A 17045-nucleotide genomic window follows, 5' to 3' on the forward strand; every position below is an offset into this window, starting at 1 on the left:
TATTTGAAAGGAAGATAATAATGGAAATTAAAAAGATTGGAAAGGTTGGAATGATTCTTGCATTGGCAGCATCTTTAGTTGCTTGTGGAGGAGATAAAAAGGAAGCAGCAGCTAATGCTCCTAAGGAAAATGCTAAGCAAGAAGAAAAGGGCTCTAATGCAGCTGATCTTGGAACTATTAATGTAATTTCAAGAGAACAGGGTTCAGGTACTAGATCTGCTTTTACAGAGCTAACTGGCGTTCTTGTTAAAGATGGCGACAAAGAAGTTGACAATACTTATGCTGAAGCAGCAGTTCAATCTTCTACTGATGCAGTTCTTACAACTGTACAAAATGATAAGGCATCTATTGGTTATATTTCTCTTGGTTCTTTAAATGACACAGTTAAGGCTGTTAAAGTTGAAGATGTTGAAGCTACTCCTGAAGATATAAAAGCGGGAAGCTATAAACTTTCTAGACCATTTAATGTTGCTTATAAAGCTGATATAGATGCAAAATATAAAGACTTAATCACATTTATTATGTCAGATGAAGGTCAAAAGATTTGTGAAGAAGAAGGTTATGTTGGAGATGCTACAGGTGCTAAATACGAAGCTATTGACAATGATGCACACATTACAATTGCTGGTTCTACTTCAGTTTCTCCTCTAATGGAAAAGCTTGCTGAAGCTTACAAAGCTAAAAATCCTAAGGTTCAAATTGACATTCAGTCTAATGGTTCTTCTGCTGGTATGACTGCAGCAATGGAAGGTACAGCACAACTTGGTATGGCTTCTAGAGAACTTAAAGATGAAGAAAAGAAAGCTCTTGAATTTACAGTAATCGCAAGAGATGGTATTGCAGTAATTGTGAACAAGGAAAATACTTGCGAAAACTTAACAATGGATCAACTTCAAAAAATCTTCACTGGTCAATTAACTGAATGGTCTGAAGCAGCAAAATAATTAGGTACAGGGAATGAATAAAATGGAAGATACTAATAAAAAGGTACTCCATAAAGAAAACCAAAGAAAAACATTCACTAAGGAAGAGGTATTTAAACACTTCTTCCTAGTTTGTTCTGTACTGTCAATTTTCTTTTTGTTATTGATATGTATATTTATCTTCAAAGATTCTTTTGGTTTTATTGGAAAAATTGGAGTAAGAAAATTTATCTTAAACGATAGTTGGACGCCAATGAATGTACCGCCAAGTTATGGAATTCTACCTATGATAATTGGTTCTATAATGATCACTGCATTATCGTGTATTGCAGCAGTTCCAGTTTCAATTATGGTAGCTTGTTATTTGGCATTTGATTGTCCGAAAAACATTTATAGAATTTTAAAACCTGCACTAAACTTAATGACAGGCATACCTTCAATTGTATATGGTTTTTTTGCCTTGACAGTTATAGTGCCAATTAATAGATCTATTTTTGGTGGTACAGGTATGAATATGTTATCTGCATCAATATTGCTTTTGATTATGGTTTTGCCAACAATAATCTCTATGGCAGAGGCATCTCTTAGAACTGTTCCTCAATCTTTTTATCAAGGCTCTCTTTCTCTTGGCGCAACTCACGATGAAACTATTACTAGGGTAATGATACCTGCCGCAAAATCTGGTATTTTTGCTGGAATAATTTTAGGCGTGGGTCGTGCAATTGGTGAGACAATGGCAGTAATATTAGTAGCAGGAAATCAAACTAGGTTGACTTTAAATCCTCTAAAGGGAATTAGGACCATGACGACTAATATAGTACTTGAGATGGCTTATGCGGCTGGAGAACACAGACAAGCTCTTATAGTAACTGCAGCTGTGCTATTTATTTTTATTTTAATTATAAATATTGTATTTTTTATAGTAAAGAGTAGGAGCGAAAACAATGGTTAAATATATTACAGTAGGCATATTATTATTTTTTGTCGCTCTAGTTTTTGGACTTCACTTCATAAAGGGCTTATCTTTTTACAGGATAACTACTAGGTTATTTTCAGGAATGACTTTTGCGGTTTTAGTTTTCATAGTTGCTTTTGTGGTTTTTAAAGGAGCATTTTCTTTTAGACCAGATATGCTTTCACTAAATTACACTTCAGAAAATGTATCAATGGGACCTGCGATTATCACAACACTTCTTACAGTTGTTCTTGCAATATTATTTGCATCACCAATTGGAATTTTTACTGCAATATTTTTAGTTGAATACACAGACGTTGAAAACAAACTTGTTAAGGCTATTAGGCTTGCAACGGAAACTCTTGCAGGCATTCCATCAATTGTATATGGATTGTTTGGAATGCTATTCTTTGGATTAAAGTTAAAGATGGGTTTTTCAGTAATTTCTGGTGTATTGACAGTATCTATTATGATCCTTCCGATTATAATGAGAGCTACGGAAGAGGCACTAAAATCAGTTCATCCATCAATTAGACAAGGCTCCTTTGCACTTGGAGCAGGTAAACTTAGAACAATTTTTAAAGTTGTGCTGCCAGTTGCCATTCCAGGAATTTTATCGGGAATAATTTTATCAATTGGACGTGTAGTTGGTGAAACAGCTGCGCTTATGTACACGTTAGGTACAGCAACATCACTTCCATCATCACTTAAATCATCTTCAAGGACACTAGCTCTACACATGTATGTGCTTTCGTCTGAAGGTAAGCATGTTGGGGAAGCTTATGCAACAGGAATGGTGCTTTTGCTACTTGTTCTTTTAATCAACTGGTCTTCTACTAAGCTTGCAGACAAACTAAAGGAGGTAGAATAATGCAATCAAAGATGAATGTAAAGGATCTCGATTTATACTATGGAGATTTTAAAGCACTTCACAATATAAATTTAGACATAAGGGAAAATGAAATTTTATCATTTATTGGACCTTCTGGCTGTGGTAAGTCAACACTACTAAAATGTTTAAATAGAATGAATGATCTAGTAGTAGGTTGTAGAATAGATGGAGATATAACTCTTGATGGTGAAGATATTTATGCCAAAAATTACGATGTAAATAAACTTAGAAAAAGAGTGGGAATGGTATTTCAACAGCCCAATCCCTTTCCAATGAGTATTTATGAAAATATTGCCTATGGTCCAAAGACTCATGGTATAAAAAACAAAGCTGAATTAGATGAAATTGTGGAGTCATCGCTTAAACAAGCAGCAATTTGGGATGAAGTAAAGGACGATTTAAAAAAGTCTGCACTTTCAATTTCTGGTGGGCAACAACAAAGACTTTGTATTGCAAGAGCAATTGCAGTAAATCCTGAAGTAATTTTGATGGACGAACCAACATCTGCTCTTGACCCAATTTCTACAGGAAAAATTGAAGATTTAGCACAAGAATTAAAGGAGCAGTATACAATAGTTATAGTTACTCACAATATGCAACAAGCTTCAAGAATTTCTGACAAGACGGCATTTTTCCTTCAAGGAATAATTGTCGAATATGGAAACACAATTGACATATTTACAAATCCAAGGGAAGAAAAAACAGAATTATATGTAACAGGAAGGTTCGGCTAATGAGAAAGAAATTTGATGAAGAGTTAAGACATTTAAATAATTTACTTCTAGAAATGGCAATGTTAAATGAAACTGCAATTAAAAAGTCAATTTCATTATTAGATGATAAGGACGAAGCTATTGCAATGGAAGTTTCAAATTATGAAGAAAGAACTGATGTATACGAAGGTATTATTCAAAAGCAATGTTTAAAAATTTTCGTTGAACAACAACCAGCAGCAAGTGATCTAAGAAGAGTATCTGCTGCCTTAAAAATGATTACCGATATGGAAAGAATTGGCGATAATGCTAGGGATATTGCAGAAATTTGCATGATGTTGCCCGATGACTACGCTTCAAATAAATTTCCTCTAGTAAAGCAAATGGCAGAAGCGACTATTGCACTTTTAAATAAGTCCATAGATTCCTTTGTAAATATGGATATTGATTCTGCAAATAAAATTGACGATGAAGATGATGTTGTAGATAATTATTTTGTGATGATAAGAGACGAATTAATTGATATAATTAAATCAGATTTTGATCCCGCAGCTGCAATTGATATTATAATGATTGCAAAATACCTAGAGAGGATATCAGATCACGCTGTAAATATTGCCAAGTGGGTAATATTTTCTATAAAAGGATGATTTAATGTTAATTTATGTAGTAGAAGATGACACATCGATTTTAAAATTAATTGAATATTCATTGAGGAGCAAGGGCTACGATGTATACTGTTTTGAAAATGGCAATGATTTTTTCGAAAAGCTGAGTGAAAAAAAGCCTGATATTGTGCTTCTTGATATAATGCTTCCAGACATTGATGGTACAGAAATTTTAACTAAGTTAAGGGAAAAAGAGGACACTAAAAATATTTGGGTCATGATGATCACAGCCAAAACTTCTGAGTACGATATTATCTCAGCCCTAGATGGTGGTGCCGACGATTATATTAAAAAGCCTTTTTCTGTAATGGAACTTTTATCTAGGGTTGGTGCTATAGCTAGACGTGCCAGTACTTCTGAAAAAGATAAAAATATTTTAGAATTTAGTGGCATTGTAATGAATAATTTAAAGAGAACTGTTACAATTGATGGCGAGCAAGTGGACTTTACTTTTAAAGAATACGAACTTTTAAAATATTTGATTTTAAATAAAGAGATAGTCATCTCTCGTGAAAAACTCTTAACTTACATTTGGGGTTATGATTATGAAGGCGAAACGAGAACTGTGGATATGCATATAAAACTTCTTCGTGACAAATTACAAGAAAAAAGAAATTATATAAAGACCATTAGAGGCGTGGGCTATATGCTTTCAACGAAGGATTGAAATGAAAAATAGGTTTTTTAGATATTTACTTGGCATATCACTTCTTACGCTTTTTCTCTCAACTATTACATCCATGTTCATCTATTATTCTGTCTATGTAGACAGATCAAACAAAGACCTTTCAAATATAGTCATCACTATGGGCGAAACTTTAAATAAAATTGATGATGACCAAAACTATCTAGAGGATGTGGCTAAAAAGAAAAGAGATTTTAGAATTACTTTAATAAAAGATGATGGAAATGTAATTTATGATTCAGTTGAAAATGCAAAGTTTCTTCCTACACATAAGGATAGACCAGAAGTTATTAAGGCGCAAAAAGACGGCTTTGCACAAATTGAAAGATTTTCAACTACCCTTTCCAAGGATCTCTATTATGTAAGTTTAAAACTTGAAGATGGAAGTATTTTAAGAGTGTCAAGAGAGATGGAAAATCTCCTTGGCACCTTTACAAAAGTTCTTCCCGTAGATATTTTAATGTCACTTTTTGTATTTGGAGTTGCAGTAGTAGTTTCAGGCAGACTTACAAAAAAAACATTTGAACCTTTAAATAATTTAAATGAAGATTTACTTACAATTGACACATATAAATTTCCAGAAATAAGTCCCTTTATTCAAAAAATTAATAAACAAAACAAGACTATAAAGGAGAATTTCAAGGAGATTAGTCGAGAAAGGGATACCATTGAAACCATTTTAAAAAATATGAAGGAATCACTTATTATAATAGATGAAAACAAAAATTTGCTTTCTGTAAACAATTCTGCAAGGGAACTTTTTAATTCAAAAAGAAAACTTATTGGAGAAAATATTTTAAATTTAATAAGAGATGTAGATCTATTAAAACTAATAGACGATGCCTTGATGGGTTCTAGTGTCGAATCTGTTACAAACATTGGAGACAGAGAATTTAAATTTTATGTAAATCCAGTGTTTGAAGATAAAAAAGTTAGAGGCGTGGTAATTTTATTTATCGATGAAACCGAAGAAATTAGAGCATTGAGATTAAGAGAAGAATTTTCATCTAATGTAAGTCACGAGCTGAAGACACCTCTTACGTCAATATGCGGTTTTTCAGAACTCCTAGTAAATGGGATGGTAGATGAAGACAACAAGGAAGAGTTTTATAAATTAATTTATGACGATTCAAAGAGACTTTTAAATTTAATCGAAGATATTATGAAAATTTCTGGGATTGAAAATGCTGAAACCTTTTCTAGAGAAGAGCTGAATTTGAAGGAACTTATAAGAGATATTTTAAGAGCTCAAAGAAATTTAATTGACGAGAAAAATATTGCAGTTACCTTAGAAGGTAATGGACTTGTATTTGAAAACAAAACTATGATGTGGGAACTCTTTGCAAACATTATAAACAATGGATTAAAATACAATAAAGATGGCGGAAAGCTTGACATAAAAATCACTGAAGATGAAAAAAATCAAGAAATTTTTATTACAGACACAGGCATAGGCATTCCCTCAAAGGATCTAGCGAGAATTTTTGAAAGATTTTATCGAGTAGATAAATCGAGATCTAGAAAAATTGGCGGGACAGGTCTTGGACTTTCTATAGTAAAGCATGTTTTGCAATCTATTGACGGAAAGCTGGAGATAAGTTCAAAACTTGGAATTGGAACTCAATTTAAAGTAATTTTAAAAAAGATAGAATAGAAGACAAGTAAAGTAATAAATTTTAATAACTCCTAAAGACTGGCTCAACGAGTCAGTTTTTTTATGTATATTAAAAAAATTAATTTATTAACGGAAATATTTTTAATTATTAAAAATAAAAAATGATAATATTATCTTAAAAAATAGGAGGCTATTATGAAAAAGAAATTAATTAACTTAGGCTTAGGTTTTGTTGCAGGAGCGATTGGTGGAAAAATCCTTTCATCAAAAACGGCAAAAAGAATTGCTGTAACAACAGTTGCTGAAGGGCTTAAAATTAAAGAGGGAATTGACAAAGGTGTCGAAAGCGTAAAAGTTTCCACTGAAGATATTGTTGCTGAAGCAAAAGTTAAAAAGGCTGAAGATGACAGAAAAGAAGCTGAAAGAAAAGCAAACTTAGATATCGAAAAAGTTGCCAAAGAAAGCGAAGAATCTTCAGAAGAAATTGAAGTAGAAGAGTAATATGTTTGCAACTATTGTAAGTCGAACTATAGGCAGGAGTCGATTTTTATACGATGGCGTACTTAGAAACTGCGATGTAAATAAATTAAAATACAAAATTGAAAAACTATCTGGCGTTAAATCTTGTAAGATTTCACCTCTAGCAAATTCAATTACAGTAAACTATGAAGAAAAACATTTGCCGAAAATTGCAAAATTTATTTTAGAACTCAATTTAGAAGATTTAAAAAATTTTGAAATTGATGATGTAGATTTTGTGCCTCAAGAAGATAGAGAACTTTTTCATATTCTTCGAGATGCAATGTATAGAAGAATTTTCTTTGCACATATTTTGCCAATGCCCCTTAGACCAATTGGAATTTTAATAAGGGCGATACCTTATATTAAGGCTGGATTGAGAAGTCTAAAAAATAGAAAATTAGATGTGGCAATTTTAGATGCGACAGCTATTGGAATTTCTATACTTGATGGAGAATTTAACGATGCAGGAAATATAATGTTTCTACTTGGACTTGGCGAAGAGCTAGAAGATTACACTTTAAAAAAATCAAAGGAAGATCTTGCTCAATCACTAAAACTAAATGTAGAAAAAGTTTTTGTAGTCGATGGCGACAAAAAATACTTAAAAAAATTAGAAGAAGTAAATATTTCTGAAGTCGTGGAAGTGAATATGGGTTCCACAATACCTGTTGACGGTGAAATAATTAAGGGTTTAGGAATGGTAAATGAATCCTCACTTACTGGTGAATCCCTTGCTGTGAAAAAAACTGAAGGCAAAACTGTATTTGCAGGCACAGTTTTAGAAGAAGGAGCAATTCTCGTTAAAACTACTAAAAAACACGATGAGTCGAGAATAAATCACATAATTGAATTAATTGGAGAGAGTGAAAAAAATAAATCACTTGCAGAAAAGAGAGCAGAGTCCATAGCCGACTCAATTGTAAAATACTCCTTTTTAGGAGCAGGAATAACTTATTTGTTAACGAGAAATTTCATCAAAGCAAAATCCTTTTTGATGGTAGATTTTTCATGTGCACTTAAACTTACAATACCAATTGCAACTATGAAGGCAATTTCATCTGCATCAGGAAGAGAAATTCTTGTAAAGGGCGGTAGATATTTAGAAAAACTTGCCCAAGCGGATTCAATTATTTTTGACAAGACGGGAACTCTCACAAAGTCAGAGCCAAAGGTTGAAAAGGTAATTGCATTTTACGACAATGACAAAGATGAATGTTTGAGGATTGCAGCTTGCCTTGAAGAGCATTTTCCACATTCAATAGCAAATTCCGTGGTAAAGGCCGCAAAGGAAAAAAATTTAAACCACGAAGAAATGCATTCAAAGCCCGAGTACATTGTGGCACATGGAATAAAATCAAAAATTGGAGATAAAGAGGCTCTAATTGGTTCAGCTCATTTTATTTTAGAAGATGAGAAAATAAAAATTGATGAAGAGCAAAGAAATAAGATTGATGAACTTAAAGAAGATTATTCCCTATTGTACCTCGCCTTTGACGAAAAATTAATTGCAGTAATTTGTATAGACGACCCAATTCGTGAAGATGCGAAATATACAATTGATTCTCTTAGAAAACTTGGATTTACAAGAATTGCAATGCTAACGGGAGATGCAGAAAATTCAGCAAGAGCTGTTGCAGAAAAACTAGACCTTGATTATTATAAAGCTCAAGTCTTGCCAGAGGACAAAAAAAATTATGTAGATAGTGAAAAGGAAAGAGGAAGAACAGTTGTCATGATTGGTGACGGAATTAATGATTCCATTGCACTTTCATCTGCAGACGTGGGAATTTCAATGCACGAAGGAGCAGATATTGCAAAGGAAATCGCAGATATATCAATAAAATCAGACTCCCTAAAAGAACTTATTGATGTAATAAAAATTGCAAGGGAATTGGAAAAAAGAGTCCATAGAAGTTACAGGCATATTGTGTCCTTTAACGGAGCTCTAATTGCACTTGGAGTAGCAGGACATTTGACAAATACAAACTCAGCTTTTCTTCACAATGCGTCCACGGTTGCCATTACTGGAAGAAATATGATGGAATACAGAGTTTAAATTTAATAAAAAAGAACCCAGAGGTTCTAATTCTTATCTTCTGTCAATAATTTTAATATTTTAGAATAAATATTTTCTGCATTCTTTTTAAAGTTTGCAGATATTTTTTTTGCCATTAACAAATCGGATACTTCGATTTTTAAATCCAAGACATCAATTTCACCATCTTTAATTTTTAGACGAGTGTATCCTGTACCCTTTTCCTCATAAATTTCTGATGTAATGGAATTTTGAAGCAGCAATTCATGGCGATATTTTTTCATTTTTTCATCTAAAAACTTTATATTTTCCTCTGGGATTTTCTCGTAAAAAATATCTAGCGTTTTAACACCATCATCAGATAGATAATATTTCTTATCTCTATCAAAGAGTACTAAGCCCGTTGATTCCAATTCCTTTAAATACTGCTTAAAGTAAAAGTAATTAAAGAGTTCAATATCTAATACAAAATAGCTAAGATCATTTTCCTTTAACTTGTGGCTGAAGTTATCTATTATGTATAGAATTAATAATTTATTTAATGCAAGTTCAAAAGAACTTTTTTTCATAAAATCACCTTCTCTGTAATTATACCAAAGGTTTTGTGATAATGGCAATTAAAGATGAATTTTTGCCATTTTTTGATATAATGTAGGTGGAGGAATTATGGAAAGACAAATATTATTTTCTCGCGATGAGATAAGAGAAAAAGTAGAAAATCTTGGCAAAAAAATTAGTGCTGACTTCGATGACGATTTCGTTGTCATTTCTCTTTTGAGAGGAAGCTTTATTTTTGCGGCAGATTTAGTTAGAGAGATTGATAAATTAGTTGAAATAGATTTTCTTACAACTTCAAGTTATGGACATAATGAAAGTTCTAGTGGAGAAGTGAGGTTTTTAACTGATTTACGCACAAATATTGAAAATAGAAATGTTTTAGTTGTAGATGATATTTTAGACACTGGCAACACACTTTACGCAGTGAAAGAAAAACTTTTGACTTACAATCCAAAAAAACTAAAAACTTGCGTGCTTTTAGACAAGCCTTCAAGGCGAGAAGCAGATGTAAGTGCCGATTATGTTGGTTTTGAAATTGAAGATATTTTTATAGTTGGTTATGGTTTAAATTATGGCGATTATTACAGAAATGTGCCATATATCTACACTTATAAGGAAAAAAATGAAGAATTTTAAAAAGAAAAATCTAAATGTCATGAGCGTCAACACATTGACTCTAGTGCTGGCAATTATTTTCTTAACAATTGGTTTTAATATTCAAGAAAAATATAGTTTTTGGGGAACATTTATTACGGAAATTTTTATAATTTTAATTCCTGCAATTTTAATTTCCTCTACGGGAGATATTAGAGAAGTTTTAAAGATTAAAAAGATTTCTTTTGAGAGCATTTTAAAAACAATTATACTTGTAATTTTAGCATATCCAGTCATTCTTCTTTTTAATGGAATTTTTTTGTCGCTTTTATCAAATTTTATTGAGTACAAAAATTTTCCCATGGAGATAATGCTACAAAATGTCCCAATTTTTAATTATTTAATATTTATGTGCCTTGTGCCAGCAATTTGCGAAGAAGTTTTTTTTAGAGGTACGCTTACAAATGCCTATAATGTCTATGGCGAGAGGTTTGCCATAATTGTATCAGCCTTAGTTTTTGCACTATTTCATTTTGACATACAAAACTTTATTGCACCCTTCTTGTTGGGGCTTTTGTTTTCAAGTTTAATTGAAGTTACAGGTTCAATTATTCCTGCAATATCGGCTCACTTTGTCAATAATGTAATTGCAGTTTTAACTGCTAGGTATGTCAATGAAAGGCTTTTTGAATTTTTGAGAAAGACGAAATTATCCCGAGAGATTGGTTCCCTTGAACTTTTAATAATTATTATATTAATTGTAATTTCAATTTTTTCAGTGATTTTAATTAGATATATTTTGAAGAGTTTAAAAGAAGAAAATAATAAGGACAAGGAAATAAAAATTAGATATAGAGATGTGGAGGGCATTGATTTATTTAATTTTGTGCCAATAATTGCCCTTGTTATTTTGTATTTTATTTATCACTACATTGTTTTTTAGGAGGTAGGATTATGGATAAAATAAAAGAAGCAGCTGATTTAATTTTAAAATCAAAAAAAGTTTTTGCACTAACTGGTGCAGGAATTTCTACCGACTCAGGCATCCCTGATTTTAGATCTTCCACAGGATATTATTCAAAAATGGATCCAGCCCTTGCACTTTCAAAGGACAGATTGTTAAACCATCCAGAAATTTTTTATAAGGAAGGTTACAAAATTTTGGAAGACTTAAACGACCAAGAGCCAAATGGCGGCCATAAAGCTCTTGCAAAATTAGAAAAATTGGGATATTTATCGGGGATTATCACGCAAAATATAGACAATCTTCACGCAAAGGCTGGCTCAAAAAATATTTACGAAGTTCACGGCGAAACTCGTGGCACACATTGCATGAAATGTGGCAAAGAATATCCCTTTGCAGTAATGCGTGAAAAAGTGGAAAAAGGAGAAATACCACCTAAATGCGACGAATGCGGCGGTACAATTAGACCGAATGTAGTTATGTTTGGCGATATGATGCCCGATGACTTTGAAAGAGGAGCAAGGGAGCTTGACAACACTGACACGCTAATAGTTGTTGGTTCATCCCTTACAGTTTCTCCAGTAAATTTCTTGCCAAATTATGTTGACCACTTGATTATAATAAATAATGATCCAACGCCAATGGATCGCCAAGCAGATGTAGTCATTCATGAAAATTCTACAATTGTTTTACAAGAAATTTTAAAGGAGATTGAAAGCAGAAAATGATGTACAAAGATTTCGCATATTTTTACGACAAGCTCATGTACGATCTAGACTATGAAAAAATCTATAAATTTATCAAAGAGGTTCTAGGGGAAAAGTCTCTAGAACCTGTGTTAGTTTTAGAAATGGCTTGTGGAACAGGTGCCCTTACAGAGAAAATCATAAGGGATTACAAGGTTCATGCCTTTGACTTATCAGAAGATATGCTTAGCCTATGCGAAAATAAAATAAGAAACAAAAATTTAAAATTATTTAAACAAAATATGGCGGATTTTTTGGCACCCTCAAATTATGATGCAATATTTTCCGTTGGCGACAGTTTAAATTATGTAACTGATGAAAAAGATTTTGAATCTGCTTTAAAATCAAGCTACCAACACTTAAATGAAGGTGGAATTTTTATTTTTGACTTAAACACAGAATACAAATTTAAAAATATACCGCCAGTTACAGTGGATGAAGTGGATGATGTCCTATACATTTGGGAAAATATTTATGATGACGAAAAAAAATTAAATACCTATGGAGTTAATTTTTTTAGAAATATAAAGGACGATGAATATAAAAGATTTTACGAGGAACATTTTGAAAGAGCTTACGACTTATCTTTTGTAAAAAATTTATTAGAAGAAATTGGATTTTGTGAAATAGAAGTTTATGACGACTATGAGTTTAAAGCAGTTGGAGAAGAAACTTCAAGATACACAATTATTGCAAGGAGGTAATAATGGGATATATTTTAAGGGCAATTGACGAAACTGAAACTATAAAAATTTCTGCTGCCATTACAACTGATGTGGTAGAAGAAGCAACGAAAATTCATAAATTATCAAAGACTACAAGTGCTGCACTAGGTAGAGTTTTGACTGCAGCATCAATTATTGGTTCTTGGCAAAAAAATGAAGAGGACTCAATAACTCTTTCCATTAATGGAGATGGACCTGCTGGAAGAATTGTTGCAACTTGTAAAAACGACGGATTCGTAAAGGGTTATGTTACAAATCCCACAGCGGATCTTCCAATAAGGGAAAGTGACAGTAAAATTGACGTGTCTGGAATTGTAGGCAAGGGAAATTTAACTCTTGTAATGGATACGGGAATGAAAAAGCCTTATACGGGTACAGTAAATTTAACTACAGGAGAAATTGCAGAAGACCTTGCAGTTTATTTTAGCCAATCTGACCAAGTTCCATCTGCAGTAGGTCTTGGAGTATTAGTTGATGTGGACTATTCAATAAAGGCTGCTGGCGGATTTATTATTCAGTTAATGCCCGATGCAACTGAGGAGCAAATTTCAAAGCTAGAGGAAAATTTAAAAAACCTTCCAAGCGTTACTTCAATTTTAGATGAATATCACGATGCAGAAAAATTAATTGAAATTATAATGAAGGACATAAATTTTAAAATTCTTGAAAAGAGAGAAATCACTTATAAATGCAATTGCTCTCGAGAAAAAGTTGAAGATGCAATTGTATCTGTTGGACCAAAAGAAATTGAAGAAATTTTGCGTGAAGACAAAAAAGCTGAAGTTAGCTGTTATTTTTGCGACAAGGTTTATAATTTTGATGAAAGTGATTTAGAGAGAATGCTAAAAAAAGCTAAAGACATAAATAAAAATCGCAAAATAATTATTCAAGATAATTTTTAATTATAGATAAAGCAGAAGTTTATCCTATTAGAACTTCTAAAAAAACAGATAAAAACATCTTTAAAATAACAAATATAGAAGAAGGATTAATCAAAGTCTAATCAGTAAAGTGAGGTAGAAGAGGATGTCAGATTTAAAAAAGGAGAACAAAGAAATAGTACAGAGAGCAGAACTTCATAGAAAAATTTGGGCAATTGCCGATGACGTTCGAGGGGCAGTAGATGGATGGGATTTTAAACAATATATACTAGGAATTTTGTTTTATAGATTTATTTCCGAAAATATTACTGAATTTTTTAATTCTGCCGAACATGAAGCTGGCGACTTAGACTTTGATTATGCTAAAATTTCTGATGAAGAAGCAGAATGTGATTTTAGACCGAACACCGTTGAAGATAAAGGCTTTTTTATATTGCCAAGTCAGTTGTTTAAAAATGTTGTAAAAAATGCTAGAGACAACGAAAACTTAAATACTGACTTAGCTAATATATTTAAATCAATTGAAGGCAGTGCAGTAGGCTTTGCATCGGAAGATGACATCAAAGGACTGTTTGAAGATGTAGATACAACGAGTAATCGCTTAGGAGCAACAGTAGCAGAAAAAAACAAAAGATTGGCGGATATACTGACAGGCATAGCAGAAATAAATTTTGGGAACTTTCAGGATAATGATATAGACGCCTTTGGCGATGCCTATGAATATTTGATTTCAAATTATGCCAGTAACGCAGGTAAATCTGGCGGCGAGTTTTTTACTCCGCAAACAGTATCAAAGCTATTAGCAAGGCTCGTAATGGATGGAAAAACAAACATCAATAAAGTCTATGACCCTACTTGTGGAAGTGGAAGTTTGCTGTTGCAGATGAAAAAGCAATTTGATGAACATATTATTGATGAAGGATTTTTTGGACAGGAAATAAATATGACCAACTTTAACTTGGCACGTATGAATATGTTCATTCACAATGTGAATTACAATAACTTTTCAATTAAAAGGGGAGACACTCTAATTAACCCCTTACATAAAGATGAAAAGCCCTTTGATGCCATAGTATCAAATCCTCCTTATTCAATTAAATGGGTGGGAGATGCTGATCCTACTCTGATAAATGATGAAAGATTTGCTCCAGCGGGCAAATTGGCACCAAAGTCTTATGCCGATTATGCCTTTATTATGCACTCATTATTCTATCTTTCAAGCAAGGGCAGAGCAGCCATCGTATGTTTTCCAGGAATTTTTTACAGAAAAGGCGCTGAAAAAACAATTAGAAAATATCTTGTAGATAATAATTTTATTGACTGTGTTATTCAGCTTCCGGAAAATCTCTTCTTTGGAACTTCAATAGCCACTTGTGTTTTAGTCATGGCAAAAAACAAGACAGAAAATAAGGTACTGTTTATTGATGCCAGCAAAGAATTTAAGAAAGAAACAAATAATAATATTTTAGAAGAAAAAAATATTGAAAAAATTCTTGATGAGTTTAGAAGTAGAAAAGAAGTAGAATACTTTTCAAGATATGTAGATAAGGCGGAAATTGAAGAAAATGATTATAATCTTTCAGTTTCAACTTATGTAGAAAAGGAAGATACAAGAGAAAAGATTGATATAAAAGTTTTAAATAGGGAAATTGAAGAAACTGTCAAGAAAATAGATGAACTTAGAGCTTCTATAAATGAAATAATAAAGGAGCTTGAAGATGAGTAAGATAGACGAACTATTGAAAAATGAAAAGGTTGAGTGGAAGAAACTAGGAGAAGTTTGCGAAATTGTACGAGGAATTAGAGTAACAAAAAAAGATCTTGTAGAAAACGGAAAATATCCAGTTGTATCTGGTGGAATAGGATATATGGGCTATATCGATAAACAAAATAGAGATGAAAATACTATAACAATTGCACAGTATGGGACGGCTGGATATGTGAGTTGGCAGAAAGAGAAATTTTGGGCAAATGATGTTTGTTTTTCTGTATACCCTGATGAAAAAGTATTAAAAAAATATTTGTATCATTTTTTATTGGAGAAGCAAGAGTATTTATATTCAATATCTAACAAATCGGCAGTGCCATATAGTATCTCTAAAGAAAAAATATTAAAAATTGAAATCCCAATCCCATCCATAGAAACTCAAGAAAAAATAGTAAAAATACTTGATAAATTCACAAATTATGTTACTGAATTACAGTCTGAATTACAATCTGAATTACAATTTAGAACTAAAGGTTATGAGTATTACAGAGATATACTTTTAAGTGAAGATTATTTGAATAAGATTTCAGAAAAAATATTTTTTGAAAACAAATATGAATTGAAAAATGTTACTATAGAAGAAATTGCAAAAATAAGGAATGGAAAAGATTGGAAATCTTTGGGACAAGGTGATATTCCCGTATATGGTAGTGGCGGCAAAATGAATATCTATGTAAATAAGTATTCATATAATAAACCTACCGTTTTAATACCTAGGAAAGGTTCAATAAAAAATGTTTTTTATTTAGACGAACCGTTTTGGAATGTAGATACTATTTTCTATACAGAGATAGATGATAAAAAAATAATCCCTAAGTACTTTTATTATTTTATCGAAAATTTCGATATTGCCAAGTTGAGCACAGATTTTACAAGACCAAGCCTTACACAATCAATTTTAAATAAAATAAAAATAGCTTTGCCACCTATTCCAGTTCAAAATAAAGTGGTTGAAATTTTAGATAAGTTTCAATCTTTGCTTTCTGACACAAAGGGATTATTGCCTCAAGAAATTGAACAAAGACAAAAACAATATGAATATTATCGTGAAAAACTCTTGACATTTGACGAAAATATGGTAGAGAGAGAGAGAGAGAGAGAGAGAGAGAGAGAGAGAGAGAGAGAGGTTACATCTCTAAGAGGTATTTAACTTTATTAAAAGAAGCTGCGGATATTGTTGGAGTAAAACTATTTGGCTTTGAGTGGAAAAAATTAAAAGACATTACCCAATATTCTTCTAAAAGAGTATCAGCGGGGTTATTAAACGCAGAAAACTATGTTGGTGTTGAAAATTTATTGAAAGATAAATTAGGAAAGGTAGATTCCAGTTATGTTCCTAATACAGGAAATTTAATTGCTTTTAAAAAAGACGATGTCTTGATAGGGAATATAAGACCATATTTAAGAAAGATTTGGATAGCAAATGTTGATGGTGGGACTAATGGCGATGTATTGGTATTTTGTATAAAAGATGATTTTAAAAATATGATTATACCTAGATTTTTGTATAAAACATTGTCCAGTGAATCTTTCTTTGAATATGATATCAAATTTTCTAAAGGGGCAAAAATGCCAAGAGGAGATAAAAATAAAATCATGGAATACGAGGTTCCATTACCATCTCTCCCAGTCCAAGAATATATTGTTTCTATTCTCGATAAGTTTGATGCTCTTATCAATGATATCTCTCAAGGTTTACCTAAAGAAATAGAGTTAAGGCAAAAACAGTATGAATATTATAGGGAAAGATTAATGGATTTTCCAAGGAAAAACTAGTAATTAATAATACAAATGGAAGGAG

18 protein-coding genes are annotated in these 17045 nt (G+C 32.0%); 17 read left to right on the plus strand and 1 reads right to left on the minus strand.

Translation table 11 applies throughout. The features are described from left to right. Positions 1 to 20 precede the first annotated feature (20 nt). From BIV18_RS08110 to BIV18_RS08150, 9 genes are all read left to right on the plus strand, one after another. Positions 21 to 944, plus strand: coding sequence for a substrate-binding domain-containing protein (locus BIV18_RS08110; protein WP_075660116.1), 924 nt, complete (start codon positions 21 to 23; stop codon positions 942 to 944). 13 nt (positions 945 to 957) lie between these two features. Further along, complete coding sequence (gene pstC / locus BIV18_RS08115; protein WP_416351108.1) at positions 958 to 1875, plus strand: phosphate ABC transporter permease subunit PstC; 918 nt, start codon at positions 958 to 960, stop codon at positions 1873 to 1875. Continuing rightward, on the plus strand, positions 1868 to 2749 hold the full coding sequence (gene pstA, locus BIV18_RS08120; protein ID WP_075660118.1) for a phosphate ABC transporter permease PstA: 882 nt from the start codon (positions 1868 to 1870) through the stop codon (positions 2747 to 2749). Before pstC ends, pstA begins: the two co-directional genes overlap by 8 nt. After that, positions 2749 to 3504, plus strand: coding sequence for a phosphate ABC transporter ATP-binding protein PstB (pstB, locus tag BIV18_RS08125; protein WP_075660119.1), 756 nt, complete (start codon positions 2749 to 2751; stop codon positions 3502 to 3504). The genes pstA and pstB overlap by 1 nt, the downstream gene beginning before the upstream one ends. Further along, complete coding sequence (gene phoU / locus BIV18_RS08130) at positions 3504 to 4133, plus strand: phosphate signaling complex protein PhoU (protein ID WP_075660120.1); 630 nt, start codon at positions 3504 to 3506, stop codon at positions 4131 to 4133. The genes pstB and phoU overlap by 1 nt, the downstream gene beginning before the upstream one ends. Positions 4134 to 4137: 4 nt before the next feature. Next, entirely contained in the window at positions 4138 to 4818 is a 681-nt protein-coding gene (locus tag BIV18_RS08135; RefSeq protein ID WP_075660121.1) for a response regulator transcription factor, read from the plus strand. Position 4819: 1 nt separating this feature from the next. Then, a complete protein-coding gene (locus tag BIV18_RS08140; RefSeq protein ID WP_075660122.1) occupies positions 4820 to 6490 on the plus strand; it encodes a sensor histidine kinase in 1671 nt (556 codons plus the stop codon). 156 nt (positions 6491 to 6646) lie between these two features. Next, positions 6647 to 6952, plus strand: coding sequence for a DUF6110 family protein (locus tag BIV18_RS08145; RefSeq protein ID WP_075660123.1), 306 nt, complete (start codon positions 6647 to 6649; stop codon positions 6950 to 6952). Position 6953: 1 nt separating this feature from the next. Continuing rightward, entirely contained in the window at positions 6954 to 9029 is a 2076-nt protein-coding gene (locus BIV18_RS08150) for a heavy metal translocating P-type ATPase (protein WP_075660124.1), read from the plus strand. Positions 9030 to 9055: 26 nt separating this feature from the next. On the opposite strand, the gene BIV18_RS08155 is transcribed toward BIV18_RS08150, so the two are convergent. Next, on the minus strand, positions 9056 to 9577 hold the full coding sequence (locus tag BIV18_RS08155; RefSeq protein WP_075660125.1) for a DUF4364 family protein: 522 nt from the start codon (positions 9575 to 9577) through the stop codon (positions 9056 to 9058). Between the two features lie 97 nt (positions 9578 to 9674). Between BIV18_RS08155 and hpt the strand changes: the two genes are divergently transcribed. The 8 genes from hpt to BIV18_RS08195 all read left to right on the plus strand — a co-directional run bounded on the left by hpt (position 9675) and on the right by BIV18_RS08195 (position 17020). Then, a complete protein-coding gene (hpt, locus tag BIV18_RS08160; RefSeq protein ID WP_075660126.1) occupies positions 9675 to 10202 on the plus strand; it encodes a hypoxanthine phosphoribosyltransferase in 528 nt (175 codons plus the stop codon). After that, positions 10189 to 11103 (plus strand): type II CAAX endopeptidase family protein, encoded by a 915-nt coding sequence (locus BIV18_RS08165; protein WP_083635562.1) that lies wholly within the window; start codon positions 10189 to 10191, stop codon positions 11101 to 11103. Before hpt ends, BIV18_RS08165 begins: the two co-directional genes overlap by 14 nt. A gap of 11 nt (positions 11104 to 11114) precedes the next feature. Next, positions 11115 to 11852 carry an SIR2 family NAD-dependent protein deacylase gene (locus BIV18_RS08170; RefSeq protein WP_075660127.1) on the plus strand — a complete coding sequence of 246 codons (738 nt, stop codon included), beginning with the start codon at positions 11115 to 11117 and terminating at the stop codon, positions 11850 to 11852. Next, positions 11849 to 12574, plus strand: a complete 726-nt coding sequence (locus tag BIV18_RS08175; RefSeq protein ID WP_075660128.1) for a class I SAM-dependent DNA methyltransferase — start codon at positions 11849 to 11851, stop codon at positions 12572 to 12574. The genes BIV18_RS08170 and BIV18_RS08175 overlap by 4 nt, the downstream gene beginning before the upstream one ends. A 2-nt stretch (positions 12575 to 12576) precedes the next feature. Beyond that, complete coding sequence (gene hslO / locus BIV18_RS08180) at positions 12577 to 13497, plus strand: Hsp33 family molecular chaperone HslO (RefSeq protein ID WP_075660129.1); 921 nt, start codon at positions 12577 to 12579, stop codon at positions 13495 to 13497. Positions 13498 to 13621: 124 nt separating this feature from the next. After that, a complete protein-coding gene (locus BIV18_RS08185; RefSeq protein WP_075660130.1) occupies positions 13622 to 15202 on the plus strand; it encodes a type I restriction-modification system subunit M in 1581 nt (526 codons plus the stop codon). Further along, on the plus strand, positions 15195 to 16394 hold the full coding sequence (locus BIV18_RS08190; RefSeq protein WP_075660131.1) for a restriction endonuclease subunit S: 1200 nt from the start codon (positions 15195 to 15197) through the stop codon (positions 16392 to 16394). The genes BIV18_RS08185 and BIV18_RS08190 overlap by 8 nt, the downstream gene beginning before the upstream one ends. 23 nt (positions 16395 to 16417) lie before the next feature. Then, on the plus strand, positions 16418 to 17020 hold the full coding sequence (locus tag BIV18_RS08195; protein WP_268875191.1) for a restriction endonuclease subunit S: 603 nt from the start codon (positions 16418 to 16420) through the stop codon (positions 17018 to 17020). The last annotated feature ends 25 nt before the right edge of the window (positions 17021 to 17045 follow it).

Source organism: Peptoniphilus grossensis (assembly GCF_001940285.1).
GTDB lineage: Bacteria > Bacillota > Clostridia > Tissierellales > Peptoniphilaceae > Peptoniphilus_A > Peptoniphilus_A faecalis.